Here is a 17,001-nt window from a genome sequence, read left to right on the forward strand (position 1 = left end):
ATCCATGGGTCACGTGGTTAAAATTGGTCGCTACGAAATTGTCGATGCAGAATTCAGCAGCGAAGAACCTGTGACAGTGAGTATTCCCTGCCACACCAACCCCGGCCTGAGTTATCAGCTCGACGGCTGGGATCACGACACCAGCGTTCCTGCCTGGATTGATGACCAGGAAGTCATCTTGCACATCGGGCATTACGATAAGCAACAAGACCGCTGGGTATTAAAAAAACCAGCATGATCCTGTGAATTGCCGCCAGACAGTGGATTTGGCGGTAATTCCTAAAAAAAGCCCCTGTACGCACTGCTCATAAGTTATACTTTTAAAATATTATCTTTCAAATTAGCCACTTAAACCAAACTCACGCGATTATCGCCTGGTTTTTTAAGAATTATTCCGTATTAACTCTGTCAAATATCTCCTGCATACTCTTCCCCAGTGCTGCATTTTTACGTGACTCAACTCACGCTTAGCGAAATTTTTTCTTGCAGCGTTAATGGCTCTAATGACTGTAACAAACTGAAAACATCCCGGTTTTGGATTTTCAGTCGTTAACCCCTGAACGCGTACTTGATTCTGGTCAGGCCATCTTTTACTTAATTAAGAGAGCAGGTTTTATGGCAAGTACAATGGTAATAAACAATGCGAGTCGCTCATGGAGCGGTCTTCGTAAGAATATTCTTGTAAAGTTTGCACTCAGTTTTTCCGACCTTATTGCGCTGAATTTAGCGCTGTTTCTCTCTGCTGCCACTATTCAGGGTATTTGGGGAGATCTTGATGCGTTTATTCCACCGCATCAAATTGAAAACCGTTTTATTGCGCAGTTTATTATGTCGGTATTATGTACTGGCTGGTTTTGGATGCGTCTGCGCCACTACACTTACCGCAAACCCTTTTGGTTCGAACTGAAAGAGATTATCAAAACACTGGTTGTTTTCTCTCTGCTCGATCTGGCATTAATCGCGTTTTCTAAATGGGACTTTTCCCGCATGGTGTGGGTGTTCAGTTGGAGCTATGCCCTGCTTCTGCTGCCACTGATGCGCGCCGGCGTAAAAAAAGCCATTAATAAAGCCGGTCAATGGAAAAAAGAGACCATCATCATTGGTTCAGGTCGCAACGCCACCGAAGCCTTCGCGGCCTTACAAAGTGAAGAAATTCTCGGTTATAACGTTCAGGCGTTTATCTCTGTAGAAGACGCGCCGCAGCAGCAGAGTGTTAACGGCGTGCCCGTCATCTCGGCGAAGGATATCAACTGGAACACCATCGACCGTGACAATGTGCAGTTTATTGTCGCGATGGAGTATGAGCAGCAGCCGGAACGCGATCGCTGGTTGAAGTTTTTATCCAAAATGAACTGCCGTTCCGTGTCAGTGATCCCGACCTTACGCGGCGTGCCGCTGTACGGTACGGACATGTCGTTTATTTTTAGCCATGAAGTGATGATTCTGCGCGTAAGTAATAACCTGGCGAAGCATTCCTCACGCTTCCTGAAGCGTGGCTTCGATATTGTGGTGGCATCATTGCTACTGCTCTTCCTTGCACCGGTCTTCGCCCTGCTTTGCTACATGGTCAAGCGTGACGGCGGCAATGCGATTTACGGTCACGAACGTATCGGCCAGGATGGCAAAAAGTTCAAATGTCTCAAGTTCCGCTCGATGGTCACGAATTCCAAAGAGGTTCTGGAAAAACTCCTGGCGACCAGCGAAGAGGCCCGCCGGGAATGGGACAAAGACTTTAAGCTTAAGAAAGACCCACGCATTACAGGCATTGGCGGCTTCCTGCGTAAAACCAGTCTTGATGAGTTACCGCAGCTCTGGAACGTGATCCGTGGCGAAATGAGTCTGGTGGGACCACGACCGGTGATTGAGGCTGAGCTTGAGCGTTATGCCGGCGATGTGGATTACTATCTGATGGCAAAACCGGGCATGACCGGGTTATGGCAGGTCAGCGGTCGTAACGATATTGATTACGATACCCGCGTCTATTTTGACTCCTGGTATGTTAAAAACTGGGCGTTGTGGACGGACATCGCCATTCTGTTTAAAACGGCGGGCGTGGTATTCCGCCGCGACGGCGCTTACTGATGTAGCCAGCGATGCCTGTTTCGGACAGGCATCGCGATTTCGCCCGGTAATTCGCTTTCCTTTTGTCCTGTTAATCATTACCCTCTTCCCTCGCTTTATCGAACGTTTACCCTCTGGTTGCTATGCAAAAATATACCTTATTGTTATTGAGCCTGGTGTTACTGGCACCTTTAGGCATCGATCTCTATTTACCGACGCTGCCCCAGATCGCCGAAGGCTTATCAACACCTGTTGCCCTGGTGCAAACGACTATCCCACTCTTTTTGCTGGTGATGGGCCTGGGGCAACTGGTCAGTGGCCCGCTGGTGGACAACTATGGACGTAAGCCCATCGCCTTGCTGGGCCTGGCGCTCTATATTGCTGGCAGCGCCATCGCCGCCACAGCGACCTCTTTCCCGCTGTTTTTACTGGCCCGTCTGGTACAGGGTTGCGCGGTATGTTGCAGCGCGGTGGTGGCCTTTAGCGGCGTGCGCGACCGACTGAGCGGCGATGATGCCGCCCGGGCTTATGGCTTCCTGAATGGCGCACTGAATATTGTGCCCGCACTGGCTCCGTTACTGGGTGGGCTGTTGGCCAGCGCCTTTGACTGGCGAGCGCCCTTCTGGTTCCTGTGCGCTTACGCGGCAGTAGTGATGCTGATGGTTATCGTCTGGCTTCCTGAAACGCGCCCGGCGGATACGCTGCGCGTTAAAGGCCTTCCCGTGAATCAGTACGCCACCATTCTCCGTCAACCTCGCTTCCTGGCCTTTGCTTTTGCCAATGCGGGGGCCCTGGGCATGGTGCTGACCTATGTGTCACTGGCCCCACAGGTATTAATGACCGAAGGCGGTCTGTCCCCTCTGGCTTTCTCTTTCGTCTTCGGCGCCAATGGTTTTTGGATCATGATGGTTAGCGTGGTGGTGAATAAAGCGATTCGTAAAGCGGGCCGACCGTTTTGCCTGGCCATCGGCTTTATTACGATGCTAACGGGTGCCGTGCTGCTGGTGGCAGGCATGACGTTATTCCCTGCGAGTATGCAATCCCACTGGGCGCTGTATATGTTTCCGGTCGCGGTTGCCGTCGCTGGCCTGGCCTTCACCGTTGGGCCAGCCACCAGCTATGCGCTGGAGCCCTATCAACAACAGGCGGGCGTCGCTTCAGCGCTGCAGGGGTTTATTCAGATGGCGGGAGGCGCAGCAGGCAGTCTGATCGTCGTGGCCCTGCCGATGGCAGAAAAGCTGTCGCTGACGTTAATGATGCTGCTGGGCGCAGCGCTGGCCTTCCTGGCCTGGCGCTGCAGCAAAAACATGCAAAGTCGTATTACCGCTGTTAAATAAGCTTAACCGGAACGCGGGGGGCCAGTGCGCACATGAGCTCATAGCCCACGGTTCCGGCTGCTTTCGCCACCTGATCGATTTTGACGTTTTCGCCCCATAACTCGACAGACGAGCCAATGCCAGCCTGCGGGCAAGGCGTGAGATCAACCGTAATCATGTCCATAGACACCGCGCCGACAACCTGCGTCATAATGCCGTCAACAGCAACCGGGGTGCCTGTCGGTGAATGGCGCGGATAACCATCTGCATAACCGCAGGCTACCACGCCGATGCGCTGTGGCTGCTTTGCATGATAGCGGTAGCCATAGCCTACGCCATCTCCAGCCTGAAGTTGCTGCACGCCAATAATCTCACTGGTGAGCGTCATCACCGGCTTCAGACCACTGCTGGCGATATCCTGCCAGTCACCGCTTGGTGAGGCGCCGTACAGTATGATCCCCGGGCGCACCCAGTCGTGATGTGCTTCGGGATGCCACAGCGTACAGGCCGAATTGGACAATGAAAGCGGGCTTTCCAGCCCTTCCGTGGCCTGCGCGATGCGCTTTAACGGCTCGACAATACCGTCAGGATTTTCCGCATCGGCAAAGTGCGCCATCAACGTGATATCCCCGACGTTTTCAATCGCACGCAGTTTATGCCAGATCCCATTGACCTGCTCAGGACGGAACCCCAGACGGTTCATACCGCTGTTGATCTTCAGATAAATATCAACAGGCGCAGAAAGCGTGGCATTGGCCAGGGCGTGAATCTGCCAGTTGCTGTGCACACTGGTGGTCAGTCGGTAGCGATCGATTAATGCCAGGTCATAAGGGTGAAAGAACCCTTCGAGCAGTAATATCGGCTTTTTCCAGCCCTGCTCGCGCAACATAATGGCCTCTTCCATGTTAAGCAGAGCGAAACCATCGGTCGCTGACAGGCTTTCCCATACGCGGGCAATGCCGTGACCATAGGCATTCGCTTTGACCACTGACCAGATGCGTGACGCAGGAGCCGCCCGGCGCGCAATCGCCAGGTTATGTCGCAACGCGTGTTGATCGATGGTAGCGACAATTGGACGTGACATACTTCCTCTCCCTGAAGGCTTAACGGGTAGCGTTAACGTTGCGAAGCGGCGATCGGCTGGCCGCAAAACCGGGTAAATAGCGAAAGACGGTGAGATCATCTGCGGCTATCGCGGATGATGTCCCGGACATAACGTCAGCGAGTAACTGACCGGAGCCGCACGCCATTGTCCATCCCAGTGTACCGTGTCCGGTATTCAGATAAAGGTTCGAGAGCGGCGTAGCGCCAACCACCGGCGTTCCATCTGGCGTCATAGGGCGCAGGCCGGTCCAGAAACTCGCCTGGCTGACATCACCGCCTTCAGGATAAAGGTCTGTGACCACCATCTCCAGGGTTTCACGACGCGCCTCCAGCAGTTTGGTGTTAAAACCAACAATCTCGGCCATGCCGCCGACGCGAATACGGTTATCAAAGCGCGTCACTGCCACTTTATAGGTTTCATCAAGAATTGTAGAAACCGGTGCCGCATCGGGATTGGTCACCGGAATCGTCAGGGAATAGCCTTTAAGCGGATAGACGGGAATATCGACGATATTCTTCATCAGCGAGGTCGAATAAGAACCCAGCGCCACGACATAGCTGTCGCCTTTAATCACTTCCTCACCGCACTTCACGCCATAAATACGATTGCCGTCGCGTAGCAACTGATCGATTGGCGTATTAAAACGGAAGACAACTCCGGCTTCTTCGGCCATTTTAGCCAGACGTTGAGTAAAAAGTTGGCAATCCCCGGTTTCATCATTCGGCAGGCGTAATCCGCCGGTGAGTTTATGGTGGGTCGCCGCCAGTGCAGGCTCGACGCTGGACAGCTGATGCGCCTCCAGCAACTCGTAGGGCACGCCGGCTTCGCGCAGTACAGCAATGTCTTTACTGGCGCTGTCAAACTGCTGCTGGGTACGAAACAGCTGCAGCGTGCCGCCCTGGCGGCCTTCGTAGGCAATGCCGGTTTCGGCACGGAGCGCTTTCAGGCAATCACGGCTGTATTCTGCCAGGCGGACCATGCGGCTTTTGTTTTGCTGGTAATGACGCATATCGCAGTTACGCAGCATGTTCCACATCCATTCAAGCTGAAAGCGACTGCCGTCCAGCCGGATTGCCAGTGGAGCATGACGCTGGAACATCCATTTCATTGCCTTCAGCGGTACACCCGGTGCCGCCCAGGGCGCAGCATAGCCCGGAGAGATCTGTCCGGCATTCGCGGCGCTGGTCTCCATAGCGGGCTGAGGCTGACGATCGATCACGGTGACCTGGTGCCCGGCACGCGCCAGATACCATGCGCTTGTTACGCCTACTACGCCACTTCCAAGAATCACTACGTGCATAAGTCCCCCGCGAAATTAAAAAGCATAATCCACTGTTCACTGGTTTACATTCAGTGTGATCACAAAGTGGAAACATCCTCTAAACAATTCAACTATTTCACCTCTTTTTCCGTCAGCAGGTAACTAAAATCATTTCACAGACTGAAATTCAGAGATTTATGCGCCCTGATGCAAAAAATCAGGCATAAATGACATTGTTTATAGTTAATTCATCCTCTTGCAGGAGAATCATTTGACGCGCGCCTTTATCCTAAAAAGCAGTGCTTTATGCTAAAAAAAACCCACAGCACAGCAAGTAGGGCTATTTAATCCCAACCCTTTCAACCTGAAATGATTTTTCTGCCAAAGAATTCGTTTGAGTTCCCCGATCGGATAAGCGACAGTGAACTATCATTGATATGTTCACTCAGTTTTTTTGGGTTTCCTTTCTCAGGAAGAGCCTTAAATAAATCGTAACGGGCAGCCAGTCAGCGTTAGCTCGTTCGCCAAAACAGAGGTGCGCTATGACCACAATCTTTGACGATTCCCTCATGGACAGCAAACGAATTAGCGATGGTCCTGACTGGACATTCGAATTACTGGATGTCTATCTGGCTGAAATTGACCGTGTAGCCAAACACTACGGTCTGGACACCTACCCGCACCAAATTGAAGTGATCACCTCTGAACAGATGATGGATGCCTACTCCAGTGTCGGCATGCCGATTAACTACTCGCACTGGTCATTCGGCAAAAAATTTATCGAGACCGAACAGCGCTATAAACACGGACAGCAAGGCCTGGCTTACGAGATTGTGATTAACTCCAATCCCTGTATCGCCTACCTGATGGAAGAGAACACCATGACCATGCAGGCGCTGGTGATGGCCCATGCCTGCTACGGACATAACTCCTTTTTTAAAAACAACTACCTGTTTCGGAGCTGGACCGACGCCAGCTCCATCGTCGACTATTTGCTGTTTGCTAAAAATTACATCTCTGACTGTGAAGAGCGTTACGGTGTAGAGGAGGTAGAGCGCCTGCTTGACTCCTGCCATGCCTTAATGAACTACGGGGTTGATCGCTATAAACGTCCGCAGAAAATCTCGCTGCAGGAAGAGAAAGCACGGCAGAAAAGCCGTGAAGAGTATTTACAGAGTCAGGTGAATACGCTGTGGCGTACGCTGCCACGACGGGAAAAAGAAGCCACTCAGATTGAAGCGGCGCGTTACCCGTCAGAGCCGCAGGAAAACCTGCTCTACTTTATGGAAAAGAATGCCCCGCTGCTTGAATCCTGGCAGCGTGAAATTTTGCGTATCGTCCGTAAGGTGAGCCAGTATTTTTACCCGCAGAAACAAACCCAGGTGATGAATGAAGGCTGGGCAACCTTCTGGCACTACACCATCCTGAATCACCTCTATGATGAAGGCAAAGTGTCTGAACGCTTTATGATGGAGTTTTTGCACAGCCATACCAACGTCATTTTTCAGCCGCCTTATAACAGCCAGTGGTACAGCGGGATTAATCCGTATGCGTTAGGTTTTGCCATGTTCCAGGACATCAAACGCATTTGCCAGTCGCCAACCGAAGAAGATCGCTACTGGTTCCCGGATATTGCGGGTTCTGACTGGCTTAAAACGATGCATTTTGCGATGCGTGAATTTAAAGATGAGAGCTTTATCAGCCAGTTCCTGTCGCCTAAGGTCATGCGTGACTTCCGTCTGTTTACCGTGCTGGATGACGATCGTAATAACTTTCTGGAGATTGCAGCTATCCACGATGAATCCGGCTACCGCGCCGTTCGCCAGCAGCTTTCGGCGCAGTACAACCTGAGTAATCTGGAACCCAACATACAGGTTTATAACGTCGACTTACGCGGCGATCGTTCACTGACCCTGCGCTATGTACCGCAAAGTCGTGCACCGCTGGATAAAAGCCGCCGGGAAGTGCTTAAGCACGTCCATCGCCTGTGGGGGTTTGATGTGATTCTGGAACAACAGAATGAAGACGGAACGGTAGAGCTACTGGACCGAAATCCACCGCGTAACTCCCCGCTGTAAATGGACAAAAAAAAACCGGACGTCACGTCCGGTTTTTTATTAACGCTTGCTGCCTAAATCGTCAGGCATCGTTTTTTGCATTGAATGCCAGATATCCCCGCTCTGACGGCCATAGCGGCGCACGCACTCGACAATTTCGTCCTGAGTGGGCTCTTTATCACACAGGGCAAGCAGCGTCTGATAGAAATCCCGGGCCACTTTGCGGGCTTCCGGATTAGAAAAGTAGTGTCGTCCAACCCGGGTATAGAGCCCTTTTAGCCCGTTCAGGATCAGGCCATAGATTGGGTTGCCGGAGGCAAACGCCAGGCCACGGAACACCTTGTAATCCAGTTCGGTATAGCTATCGACCTGGTCTTCAGCACTATTGACGGCCTCCAGCACTTCGCGCGCCTTCTCAGGATAATGGCGTAATGCGCGGCTAATAAAGATAGAGGAAATATTGGTGCGAACGGATAACAGGTTATCGATCAGTGCGGGCACGCTGTCGTGATCGAGACGCGCGAGGGTTTCAAGAATATTAAGACCCGAGGTTTCCCAGAAGTTGTTAACGCGCGTGGGTTTACCGTGCTGAATCGTCAGCCAGCCGTCACGTGCCAGACGCTGTAAAACTTCACGTAACGTGGTGCGCGTCACGCCAATCAGTTCAGAAAGCTCACGTTCAGCAGGAAGAATCGATCCGGGTGGAAAACGGCTGTTCCAGATGCTTTCAATTATATACTCTTCAGCAAATCCGGCTGGACTCTGCGCCTTAATAACCATAACTGTGTGTTCTCATTGCTTTCTGGATCGTAATGGGCACTCATCATACCAGACGCCCTATAGCGGATATAGCCTGCACAACGATTAAAAGCGCGGTTTAGCACAAAATTAAGACAGATTACCCTGATAATCTTTGACGCCATTTAAGCCCGCATCACACCTCATTTTTGCGCCTGCACCACCGCAACGGCTGCGGTCTTGCCTATCCGGTTTAGCGCCACCGACGAACAGCAATAACATGCTGTGTGGCGGTTTGCGTGAGGTCATTAATCTGGAGCAGTGTCAGGTCATGTTTGTACATGATTTTTTATCCACGCAGGATGGCGTGCAGCGACTTTTGGTTTACACTGCGGGCTTGACGTTTACAGGGAATGCAATATGTTGCGATATTTAAACCAATGTTCGCGTGGTCGCGGTGCCTGGTTATTACTGGCACTCACAGCACTGGCCTTGGAGCTTACGGCGTTATGGTTTCAGCATGGTTTGGGCTTCAAACCCTGCGTAATGTGTATTTATGTCCGCTGCGCGCTGTTCGGCGTAGTGGCGGCAGGCGTTATCGGCTTTCTTCTGCCTCGCTCACCGTTACGCCTGGTGGCGATTCTGGTGTGGATTTACAGCGCCTGGAAAGGGCTGCAGTTGTCTTACGAACACACGATGATCCTGCTGCATCCCAATCCCTTTGTGACCTGTGATTTCGCTGCGCGTTTCCCGACATGGTTGCCGCTGGATAAATGGCTGCCGTCGGTATTTGTTGCCAGCGGGGATTGCTCAGATCGCGGATGGGATTTTCTGTCTCTCAGCATGCCACAGTGGATGATCGGTATTTTCGCCGCCTATCTGTTAGTCGGCGTGCTGGTACTGATCGCTCAGCCGTTGAAACCTAAACGCCGCGACTTATTTGGTCGCTAACGTAAAAAAGGCTGCCGCTGGCAGCCTTTCGTTTATGTGCATCATCCGTTCCGATCTGGCCGGTCGATAATATGATCTTCCCAGTCGCGGACTTCACTTTCCCGCACGGCAATGTAGCGCACCGAAATGCGCTGAGCGTGCATCTCGGTTTTTGACCCTGCGCGCAGCGGGTGCCAGGCCGGTAACGGTTTCCCCTCGCCCAGGAGTCGATAGGCGCAGGTGCGAGGCAACCAGTTAAAGGTCGTCAGGTTTTCGCGCGTCAGCTTGATGCAGTCTTCTTCATATTCAAACCGGCGCTCGTAATTGCGACACTGGCAGGTTTTGATGTTGAGCTGGTTACAGGCGACGTTGGTGAAATAAATTTCATCGGTATCGGCGTCCTGTAACTTGTTCAGACAGCACTGGCCACAACCATCACACAAGGATTCCCATTGCTCATCGCTCATTTGTGCCAGGCGCTTGTGTTGCCAGAAAGGGGTTTCAGTCATGATGGTTGTCCAGATTTAGCGTAAACCGCACCTTATAAAGATATTGGCCCAATGATGCAAGTTTTACAGTACCCGCGTGCTGATGCCATGGCCCGCGATGGAAACCTCTAACGTATCGCCAGCGTGCATTGGCCCAACGCCTTCCGGCGTACCGGTCAGGATGACGTCACCCGCGTGCAGGGTAAAATACTGGCTCATATGGGCAATCAGCGGCAGGATTTTGTGAATCATATCGGCGGTATTGCCGTGCTGACGAACCTCACCGTTCACGACCAGCTTCAGTTCGGTGTTCTGTGGATCACCTGAAAATTCCGCAGTTGGAATAAAACCCGACAGAGGACAGGCGTTATCAAAGGCTTTCGCTTTTTCCCAGGGCTGCCCGGCTTTTTTTAAGCCCGCCTGGAGATCGCGCAGGGTTAAATCCAGTGCCACACCATAACCGGCAATGGCTTTGGCCACATGCGCGTCTGAAGCCTGTTTCAGGGTGGTGCCAATCAGCACCGCCAGCTCAACCTCATGATGCACTTCACCAAACGCATCAGGAATCGATAAAGGCTGACGCATATCGCATAAGGCCGTTTGCGGTTTAATAAAAATTACCGGTTCGGTTGGTGTCGCACTGCCCATTTCTTTAATGTGCTTCGCATAGTTACTGCCAACACACACCACTTTACCCACGGGATAATCTAACAAAGCGCCTTGCCAGTTACGATGCTGATACATGCTAATCCCCTGCTTATGTTGCCGAAATGTCAGCCATATCGGCGGGTTGACGTTACGGACAGACGGCACGCAAAGCCAGCCTGTTCATAACGGTTAAGAGTGGTTAAACCTGACAGATGCGTGAAAATTGTCAACAATTCAGCCAGGCTATTTGTGCGTCACCGCGAACCGATGACCGATCGGATTGCGCGGAAAAAGCAAAAAAACAGCGGTGCTGCACAATTATTATTCACCCCGGCTGGGAATATAAATTGGCCGCCGACAGTCGCGCAAAATTTATATTAAAGGAACAATCCGAGTTAATCTTTTCTGTCGTGTTCAAGATGCGTTTTTAACAAACTTTCGATCGGTGGGGGAATTTGCAAATAATATCCCTGCTCGCTTAAACCCTGCTTAACGTTATTGATGTCTGCATTGGCCAGTTTGTCGCGTTGGGCAAGGTTTACCACCATCGCGAGTTGCGGCTTACCGAAGCCTTTGAGCAGGGCGTCAGGAACGCGTGAAAAATCGTCCTTTTTTTCAACGTAGAGATAAGTTTGGTCGCGGACCGGACTTCTGTAGATCACACAAAACATATTTTTTACTCGAATTAACCAGCGCTGAGGCTTGTTTGAATATAGCGGTAACTATAACATGCTTGCAGTACTTCGAATATTCGCCGATCGCGCTTTAACGATGCTTTTATCATCGCTTAGCACAGGGTAGTAAAACAGGACTGAGTCGGGACAGATGCCGCAATCGCCAATCGAATTTAAGGGAAGCAGTTTTACCTTGTCCGTCGTTCATTTGCATCACCATGAGCCAGAGGTGATCCGCAAAGCGCTCCAGGACAAAATTGACCAGGCTCCAGATTTCCTGAAGAACGCACCCGTGGTGCTGAATGTTGCGGCCCTCGATGCCGCGGTGAACTGGAAACAGATGCAGCAGGCCGTGAGCGAAACGGGACTGCGTATCGTCGGGGTCAGTGGATGCAAAGATGATGCGCTGAAAAAAATGATTGCCCGCGTCGGACTTCCGGTGCTGGCTGAAGGCAAAGAGAGCCACAAGCGTGACGCGCAGGAGCCGGAACTCAAGCCCGTTGCAGCCGAACCGCTGGTGGCGAAAACACGCATCGTTAACACGCCGGTGCGCTCTGGCCAGCAAATTTATGCCCGCAATGCGGATTTGATCGTCACCAGCAGCGTGAGCGCCGGTGCGGAACTGGTCGCTGATGGCAATATTCATATCTATGGCATGATGCGTGGCCGTGCTCTGGCAGGCGCCAGCGGTGACAGAGATTGCCAGATTTTTTGCACCAACCTTGCAGCAGAGTTGGTTTCTATCGCCGGAGAGTACTGGATCATGGATCAAATTCCCGAAGCGTTTTTTGCTAAAGCAGCACGCCTCTGTCTTCAGGATGGCGCGCTGACTATACAGACACTTAATTAGGCCCCTTTTCTTTCGTTAAGGAAATCAACATTTATGGCACGCATTATTGTAGTTACATCCGGTAAAGGGGGCGTTGGTAAGACCACGTCAAGCGCGGCCATCGCCACCGGTTTAGCGCAGAAAGGCAAAAAAACGGTTGTCATCGACTTTGATATCGGCCTGCGTAACCTTGATTTAATCATGGGCTGCGAACGCCGGGTTGTTTACGATTTTGTTAATGTCATTCAGGGTGATGCCACGCTGAACCAGGCATTGATTCGTGATAAGCGCACTGAGCAACTTTATATTCTGCCTGCCTCACAAACACGTGATAAAGACGCCCTGACTCGTGAAGGTGTCGAAAAGGTCCTGAACGATCTTGCAGAGATGGCGTTTGACTTCATCGTCTGTGATTCGCCAGCCGGCATTGAAACCGGGGCGTTAATGGCACTGTATTTTGCAGATGAAGCCATTATTACCACGAACCCGGAAGTCTCCTCTGTCCGCGACTCTGACCGTATTCTCGGCATCATCTCTTCAAAATCCCGCCGCGCTGAAACCAGCCAGGAACCGGTTAAGGAGCATCTGCTGCTGACCCGTTATAACCCGGGTCGCGTTAATCGTGGCGATATGCTGAGCATGGAAGATGTGCTGGAAATTCTGCGCATTCCTCTGGTCGGCGTAATCCCGGAAGATCAGTCCGTGCTTCGTGCCTCTAACCAGGGCGAGCCGGTGATTCTGGACGATGAGTCTGATGCTGGTAAAGCCTATGCCGATACCGTTGACCGGTTACTCGGTGAAGTTCGCCCCTTCCGCTTTATTGAAGAAGAGAAGAAGGGTTTCCTGAAACGCCTGTTCGGGGGATAAACCATGGCATTACTTGATTTCTTTTTATCCCGGAAGAAGAACACTGCCAATATAGCCAAGGAAAGGCTACAGATTATTGTGGCAGAACGGAGAAGGGGCGACAGTGAGCCCCATTATCTTCCGCAACTTAAGCGCGACATTCTTGAAGTGATTTGCAGATACGTGAAGATTGATCCGGACATGGTGACGGTTCAACTCGATCAGAAAGGGGATGATATCTCCATTCTTGAACTGAACGTCACGCTACCCGAAACGGAAGACGTGCCTAAATGACGTCAACCGTTTCCTGACTTTCCCCTGCGCAGTTGCAGGGGAAATTTTTTACAGCCCGGCAAGGATGTCGGTAATACCGGGTTTCAGCACCTCGCCACGCCAGCCTGTTAACAGCTCGGGTTTGCGGTTCTGTGGCTTAAGCCCCCAGTGCTGACTTAGCACCTGATTGATCTGGCGACGAGACGCCAGCAGTTCCTGACTAAAACCACTCTGCTCACTCACCTGCTGTACCAGCGCTTTGATTGCCTTAAACGCCCGCTTGTAATTCACATGATCCACCAGATTGCTTAACGGCGGCGGTAACGCACTGTCATCCAGCTCAGCGGCTTCTGCCACCTGCGCCAGCATCGCCCTGCCGTGGAAACGAATCTCATGGCCCGATAAGCCCAGATGATCTAACTCACCCTGAGAACCCGGCATAAAACGTGCGACTTTCCACAGGTTCTCTTCACGCACCACAAAATTGACCGCCATGTCTTTTTCACGCGCCACTTTCAGGCGCCATGCCGCCAGGCGTTGCAGCGCCGCCAGCTGGCGCGGACGCAACTGCCAGGCGTTAGTGATGTCACGCCACGCATCCTCCGGCGCTAACGTATCCAGCCGACGCTGACACAGGTTTTCGCATTCACTCAGTGCCGCGGCCATATTACCGGCCTGCTCAACCTGCTGTATCAGTTGATGAGCAATCGGCAGCAGGTAATGCACATCCGCCGCCGCATACTGGCACTGCCGTTCCGTGAGCGGACGGGCTAACCAGTCGGTCCGCGCTTCACTCTTATCTAATTCAACCTGCGTAAAGTGCGCCACCATTGAGGCAAATCCCCAGGAAAGCGGCTGACCACTGAAAGCCGCCAGAATCTGTGTATCAATCATCGGCTGTGGCAGGACACCGAAACGGTGCAGGAACACTTCCAGATCTTCCCCGCCCGCATGGAGAAATTTCGTCACGCGGGTGTCCGTTAGCAGTTCAATAAACGGTGACCAGTCACGAACGGGTAACGGATCGATCAACACTAACTGTTCGCCATCAAACAGCTGAATCAGTCCCAGCTGCGGATAGTAAGTACGGGTACGGACAAATTCGGTATCCAGGGCGACGGCCGCATGCTGGCGTGCTTTGTGGCACACCTCGGCCAGGTGATCATCGTTCTCGATCAGGGAATAGTTCACGTTCAGTTTTCACCGCAGCCGACAACGTGCGGTGCTCCATGTTAAAAGCAATAAAAACGCCGGACAGCGCCGGCGTTCAACCTGAATCCTGACGGTGAATCAGCCTGTGCTGGTTTTCACCTCGTCGCGCAGTTCACGACGCAGAATTTTTCCTACATTGGTTTTTGGCAGTTCATCGCGAAACTCGACGATTTTAGGCACTTTATAGCCTGTGAGCTGGCGACGACAGTGATCCAGCAGTTCTTCTTTGGTCAGCGAGTGATCTTTTTTAACTACGCAGACTTTAACGGCCTCGCCGGACAGCTCGCTGGGCACGCCAATCGCTGCCGCTTCACGCACTTTGGGATGCTGCATCAGGACGTCTTCAATCTCATTAGGATAGACGTTAAAGCCCGACACCAGAATCATATCCTTTTTGCGGTCCACGATACGGATAAATCCTTCGGGATCAACGGTAACAATATCCCCGCTATGGAGCCAGCCATTTTTCAGGACTTCTGCTGTGGCCTCCGGGTGCTGCCAGTAGCCGAGCATCACCTGAGGGCCACGGATGCACAGTTCGCCAGGCTCTCCGGTAGGCACTTCATTCCCGCTCTCATCCAGAATAATCACGTCCGTTGAGGGCACAGGCAATCCGATACTGCCCGTGTGACAGCTGATGTCATAAGGGTTTACTGAGACCAGCGGGGAACACTCCGTCAGACCATAGCCTTCCAGCAAATAGTGTCCTGTGAGCTTTTCCCAGCGTTCGGCCACCGCTTTTTGTACTGCCATGCCGCCGCCCGCTGAAAGGCGTAACGTCGAGAAGTCGAGTTTGTTAAAGTTGTCGTCATTAAGCAGCGCATTAAACAGCGTATTCACGCCGGTAATGGCGGTAAACGGATATTTGGCGATCTCTTTAACAAAGCCGGGAATGTCGCGCGGATTGGTGATTAACAGATTCTGCCCGCCTAACTCAACGAACAGCAGGCCGTTAACGGTTAATGCAAAGATATGGTAGAGCGGTAACGCCGTGACGACGCACTCTTTACCGTCACGTAACAGCTTGCCGTAGGTCGCTTTGGTTTGCTCCAGATTGGCCTGCATATTGCGGTGGGTAAGCATGGCGCCTTTGGCCACGCCGGTGGTGCCGCCCGTGTATTGCAAAAATGCCAGATCATCGTTGCTGACTTCCGGACGCTGGTACGCCATTTTTTCACCGGCATCCAGCACATGGCGAAACGATATCGCGCCTGGCAGATGATATTTGGGCACCAGCCGCTTCACATACTTCACCACAAAGTTCACCAGCGTGGCTTTAACCGGCGCAAGCTGGTCGCCCATGCGGGTCAGAACAACGTGTTTCACGGCGGTTTCACTGACGACTTTTTCCAGCGTATGCGCAAAGTTAGAAACAATGACAATCGCACTGGCACCGCTGTCATTGAGTTGATGTTTTAATTCGCGCGGCGTGTAGAGCGGATTAACGTTGACCACCACCATCCCTGCCCGCAGAACACCAAACAGCGCCACCGGATATTGCAGGAGGTTCGGCATCATCAAAGCAACACGGTCGCCGGGCTGCAGTTTCAGCGCATGTTGCAGATAGGCGGCGAAGGCCCGGCTTTTCTCGTCCAGTTGGCGATAGGTCATCTTTTGACCCATGTTATAAAAAGCAGGCTGTTCCGCGTAGCGGACAACGGCCTGCTCAAACATATCAACCAGAGAGTGGTAACGATCAGCATTGATTTCGGCAGGTACGTCTGCCGGGTAGCGTTTTAGCCAAACCTTATTCAAGGATTCACCCCGATAATCTTGTTGTGTACTCATCGCCGCCTCGACAATTGTATTTTTAACAATATTTTAACTGATTGTACCAGTTTGCTCTGCTTGTCATGTTGAGGTTGCGAAGTACATCACTAAATTTCGTGTTAGTTAACAATACAAATAAAAAGCCCGGCTGCGAGCACCGCGACCGGGCTTATAAAACGGCTAACGCTTACGGCGTCAGGATAGTTTCCACCTGGGCAGGCCCGGTGTTATACATGCCCCAGTAAGGATTGGGCCCCCAGTAACCGCCGCGATGGCGCGTTGGCCCGTACCAAATCCACGGATCGATCGGCTGTGGTGGCGCAACGATCTGGCGCGTGAGATGCCAGCGCTGGTAGCCCCGCACGTCAATGACCACAAACTGGTAATTTGCCTCGCCAATCTTGCCCTGCTCGGTGCCTTTTAGCGTGCCGAGCACCGTTACGTACTGATCTTTCACATCGGTAGGATCAACAAAGCCCGGAATATCAGCATAGATTCGGCCAAGCGAGCTGGCACCCAACACCGGTCTTGCGCTCTCATCCAGCGGCTGCGTTGCGATTTCCAGCCGGGTTTTGCCGTTGCGGTTGATAACGTTAACCACTTTACCGCCGAAGCGAGATTCCTGACCAACATAGATGGCCGGATCTTTCATTACGCGCAGCAAGTCCTGCTGGGGCATCGGCGAGTTGCCCTTAATATTATCCGGCACGGAAACACAACCACTTAAAACCAGGGCACAGGCCAACATCAAACCTGCAACACCGCGACGACACATTGACATGGGTATTCTCCT

General features: G+C 52.2%; 17 protein-coding genes. 8 read left to right on the forward strand and 9 right to left on the reverse strand.

Annotation, left to right across the window (positions count from 1 at the left end; all coding sequences use genetic code 11):
• Positions 1-4 precede the first annotated feature (4 nt).
• The 3 genes from NR177_RS02550 to NR177_RS02560 all read left to right on the forward strand — a co-directional run bounded on the left by NR177_RS02550 (position 5) and on the right by NR177_RS02560 (position 3,398).
• Entirely contained in the window at positions 5-238 is a 234-nt protein-coding gene (locus tag NR177_RS02550) for a DUF1480 family protein (protein ID WP_096010503.1), read from the forward strand.
• Between the two features lie 377 nt (positions 239-615).
• Entirely contained in the window at positions 616-2,082 is a 1,467-nt protein-coding gene (wbaP, locus tag NR177_RS02555) for an undecaprenyl-phosphate galactose phosphotransferase WbaP (protein WP_256852239.1), read from the forward strand.
• 122 nt (positions 2,083-2,204) lie between these two features.
• Positions 2,205-3,398 (forward strand): multidrug effflux MFS transporter, encoded by a 1,194-nt coding sequence (locus NR177_RS02560; protein WP_256852240.1) that lies wholly within the window; start codon positions 2,205-2,207, stop codon positions 3,396-3,398.
• Here the strand turns inward: NR177_RS02560 and dadX are convergent.
• Together dadX and NR177_RS02570 are read right to left on the reverse strand one after the other, a co-directional pair.
• On the reverse strand, positions 3,391-4,461 hold the full coding sequence (gene dadX, locus NR177_RS02565) for a catabolic alanine racemase DadX (RefSeq protein WP_256852241.1): 1,071 nt from the start codon (positions 4,459-4,461) through the stop codon (positions 3,391-3,393). The genes NR177_RS02560 and dadX overlap by 8 nt on opposite strands.
• 19 nt (positions 4,462-4,480) lie before the next feature.
• Positions 4,481-5,782, reverse strand: coding sequence for a D-amino acid dehydrogenase (locus NR177_RS02570; protein WP_063879828.1), 1,302 nt, complete (start codon positions 5,780-5,782; stop codon positions 4,481-4,483).
• A gap of 503 nt (positions 5,783-6,285) precedes the next feature.
• On the opposite strand from NR177_RS02570, the gene NR177_RS02575 reads away from it, so the two are divergent.
• Positions 6,286-7,821 carry a SpoVR family protein gene (locus NR177_RS02575; RefSeq protein WP_063879829.1) on the forward strand — a complete coding sequence of 512 codons (1,536 nt, stop codon included), beginning with the start codon at positions 6,286-6,288 and terminating at the stop codon, positions 7,819-7,821.
• A 39-nt stretch (positions 7,822-7,860) separates the two neighbouring features.
• On the opposite strand, the gene fadR is transcribed toward NR177_RS02575, so the two are convergent.
• Positions 7,861-8,580 carry a fatty acid metabolism transcriptional regulator FadR gene (gene fadR / locus NR177_RS02580; RefSeq protein WP_063879830.1) on the reverse strand — a complete coding sequence of 240 codons (720 nt, stop codon included), beginning with the start codon at positions 8,578-8,580 and terminating at the stop codon, positions 7,861-7,863.
• 378 nt (positions 8,581-8,958) lie between these two features.
• Between fadR and dsbB the strand changes: the two genes are divergently transcribed.
• Entirely contained in the window at positions 8,959-9,489 is a 531-nt protein-coding gene (gene dsbB / locus NR177_RS02585; protein ID WP_063879831.1) for a disulfide bond formation protein DsbB, read from the forward strand.
• A 41-nt stretch (positions 9,490-9,530) separates the two neighbouring features.
• Here dsbB and NR177_RS02590 read toward each other — a convergent pair whose 3' ends face one another.
• The 3 genes from NR177_RS02590 to NR177_RS02600 all read right to left on the reverse strand — a co-directional run bounded on the left by NR177_RS02590 (position 9,531) and on the right by NR177_RS02600 (position 11,275).
• A complete protein-coding gene (locus tag NR177_RS02590; protein WP_256852242.1) occupies positions 9,531-9,977 on the reverse strand; it encodes a YcgN family cysteine cluster protein in 447 nt (148 codons plus the stop codon).
• Positions 9,978-10,040: 63 nt separating this feature from the next.
• Entirely contained in the window at positions 10,041-10,700 is a 660-nt protein-coding gene (locus NR177_RS02595; RefSeq protein WP_063879833.1) for a fumarylacetoacetate hydrolase family protein, read from the reverse strand.
• A gap of 299 nt (positions 10,701-10,999) precedes the next feature.
• Positions 11,000-11,275 (reverse strand): YcgL domain-containing protein, encoded by a 276-nt coding sequence (locus NR177_RS02600; protein WP_096010498.1) that lies wholly within the window; start codon positions 11,273-11,275, stop codon positions 11,000-11,002.
• Between the two features lie 154 nt (positions 11,276-11,429).
• Here NR177_RS02600 and minC point away from each other — a divergent pair, with 154 nt between their 5' ends.
• Genes minC through minE form a run of 3 tightly spaced genes read left to right on the forward strand, consistent with a single transcriptional unit; the run spans position 11,430 to position 13,247 of the window.
• Positions 11,430-12,128: a septum site-determining protein MinC gene (gene minC, locus NR177_RS02605; protein WP_256852243.1), complete on the forward strand. Its 699-nt coding sequence runs from the start codon at positions 11,430-11,432 to the stop codon at positions 12,126-12,128.
• Between the two features lie 33 nt (positions 12,129-12,161).
• Complete coding sequence (gene minD, locus NR177_RS02610) at positions 12,162-12,974, forward strand: septum site-determining protein MinD (protein WP_256852244.1); 813 nt, start codon at positions 12,162-12,164, stop codon at positions 12,972-12,974.
• A 3-nt stretch (positions 12,975-12,977) separates the two neighbouring features.
• Positions 12,978-13,247, forward strand: a complete 270-nt coding sequence (gene minE / locus NR177_RS02615) for a cell division topological specificity factor MinE (protein ID WP_063879837.1) — start codon at positions 12,978-12,980, stop codon at positions 13,245-13,247.
• Between the two features lie 48 nt (positions 13,248-13,295).
• Here minE and rnd read toward each other — a convergent pair whose 3' ends face one another.
• The 3 genes from rnd to NR177_RS02630 all read right to left on the reverse strand — a co-directional run bounded on the left by rnd (position 13,296) and on the right by NR177_RS02630 (position 16,989).
• Positions 13,296-14,417 (reverse strand): ribonuclease D, encoded by a 1,122-nt coding sequence (rnd, locus tag NR177_RS02620; protein ID WP_256852245.1) that lies wholly within the window; start codon positions 14,415-14,417, stop codon positions 13,296-13,298.
• 99 nt (positions 14,418-14,516) lie between these two features.
• Positions 14,517-16,193, reverse strand: coding sequence for a long-chain-fatty-acid--CoA ligase FadD (fadD, locus tag NR177_RS02625; RefSeq protein ID WP_128604249.1), 1,677 nt, complete (start codon positions 16,191-16,193; stop codon positions 14,517-14,519).
• Positions 16,194-16,395: 202 nt separating this feature from the next.
• The gene (locus tag NR177_RS02630; RefSeq protein WP_256852246.1) at positions 16,396-16,989 is read right to left on the reverse strand and encodes a Slp family lipoprotein; all 594 of its coding nucleotides are present in this window, start codon (positions 16,987-16,989) and stop codon (positions 16,396-16,398) included.
• Positions 16,990-17,001 lie beyond the last annotated feature (12 nt).

The sequence above is a fragment of the Pantoea sp. Fr+CA_20 genome, assembly GCF_024520835.1.
GTDB lineage: Bacteria > Pseudomonadota > Gammaproteobacteria > Enterobacterales > Enterobacteriaceae > Pantoea > Pantoea allii.

Bases quoted from the DNA above. Each gene is read 5' to 3' on its own strand.
- wbaP (WP_256852239.1), top strand. From the start codon at position 616: ATGGCAAGTACAATGGTAATAAACAATGCGAGTCGCTCATGGAGCGGT.
- minD (WP_256852244.1), top strand. From the start codon at position 12,162: ATGGCACGCATTATTGTAGTTACATCCGGTAAAGGGGGCGTTGGTAAG.
- NR177_RS02595 (WP_063879833.1), bottom strand. From the start codon at position 10,700: ATGTATCAGCATCGTAACTGGCAAGGCGCTTTGTTAGATTATCCCGTG.
- NR177_RS02590 (WP_256852242.1), bottom strand. From the start codon at position 9,977: ATGACTGAAACCCCTTTCTGGCAACACAAGCGCCTGGCACAAATGAGC.
- NR177_RS02570 (WP_063879828.1), bottom strand. From the start codon at position 5,782: ATGCACGTAGTGATTCTTGGAAGTGGCGTAGTAGGCGTAACAAGCGCA.
- NR177_RS02560 (WP_256852240.1), top strand. From the start codon at position 2,205: ATGCAAAAATATACCTTATTGTTATTGAGCCTGGTGTTACTGGCACCT.
- minE (WP_063879837.1), top strand. From the start codon at position 12,978: ATGGCATTACTTGATTTCTTTTTATCCCGGAAGAAGAACACTGCCAAT.
- NR177_RS02550 (WP_096010503.1), top strand. From the start codon at position 5: ATGGGTCACGTGGTTAAAATTGGTCGCTACGAAATTGTCGATGCAGAA.
- NR177_RS02630 (WP_256852246.1), bottom strand. From the start codon at position 16,989: ATGTCAATGTGTCGTCGCGGTGTTGCAGGTTTGATGTTGGCCTGTGCC.
- minC (WP_256852243.1), top strand. From the start codon at position 11,430: ATGCCGCAATCGCCAATCGAATTTAAGGGAAGCAGTTTTACCTTGTCC.
- fadR (WP_063879830.1), bottom strand. From the start codon at position 8,580: ATGGTTATTAAGGCGCAGAGTCCAGCCGGATTTGCTGAAGAGTATATA.
- dadX (WP_256852241.1), bottom strand. From the start codon at position 4,461: ATGTCACGTCCAATTGTCGCTACCATCGATCAACACGCGTTGCGACAT.
- NR177_RS02600 (WP_096010498.1), bottom strand. From the start codon at position 11,275: ATGTTTTGTGTGATCTACAGAAGTCCGGTCCGCGACCAAACTTATCTC.
- NR177_RS02575 (WP_063879829.1), top strand. From the start codon at position 6,286: ATGACCACAATCTTTGACGATTCCCTCATGGACAGCAAACGAATTAGC.
- dsbB (WP_063879831.1), top strand. From the start codon at position 8,959: ATGTTGCGATATTTAAACCAATGTTCGCGTGGTCGCGGTGCCTGGTTA.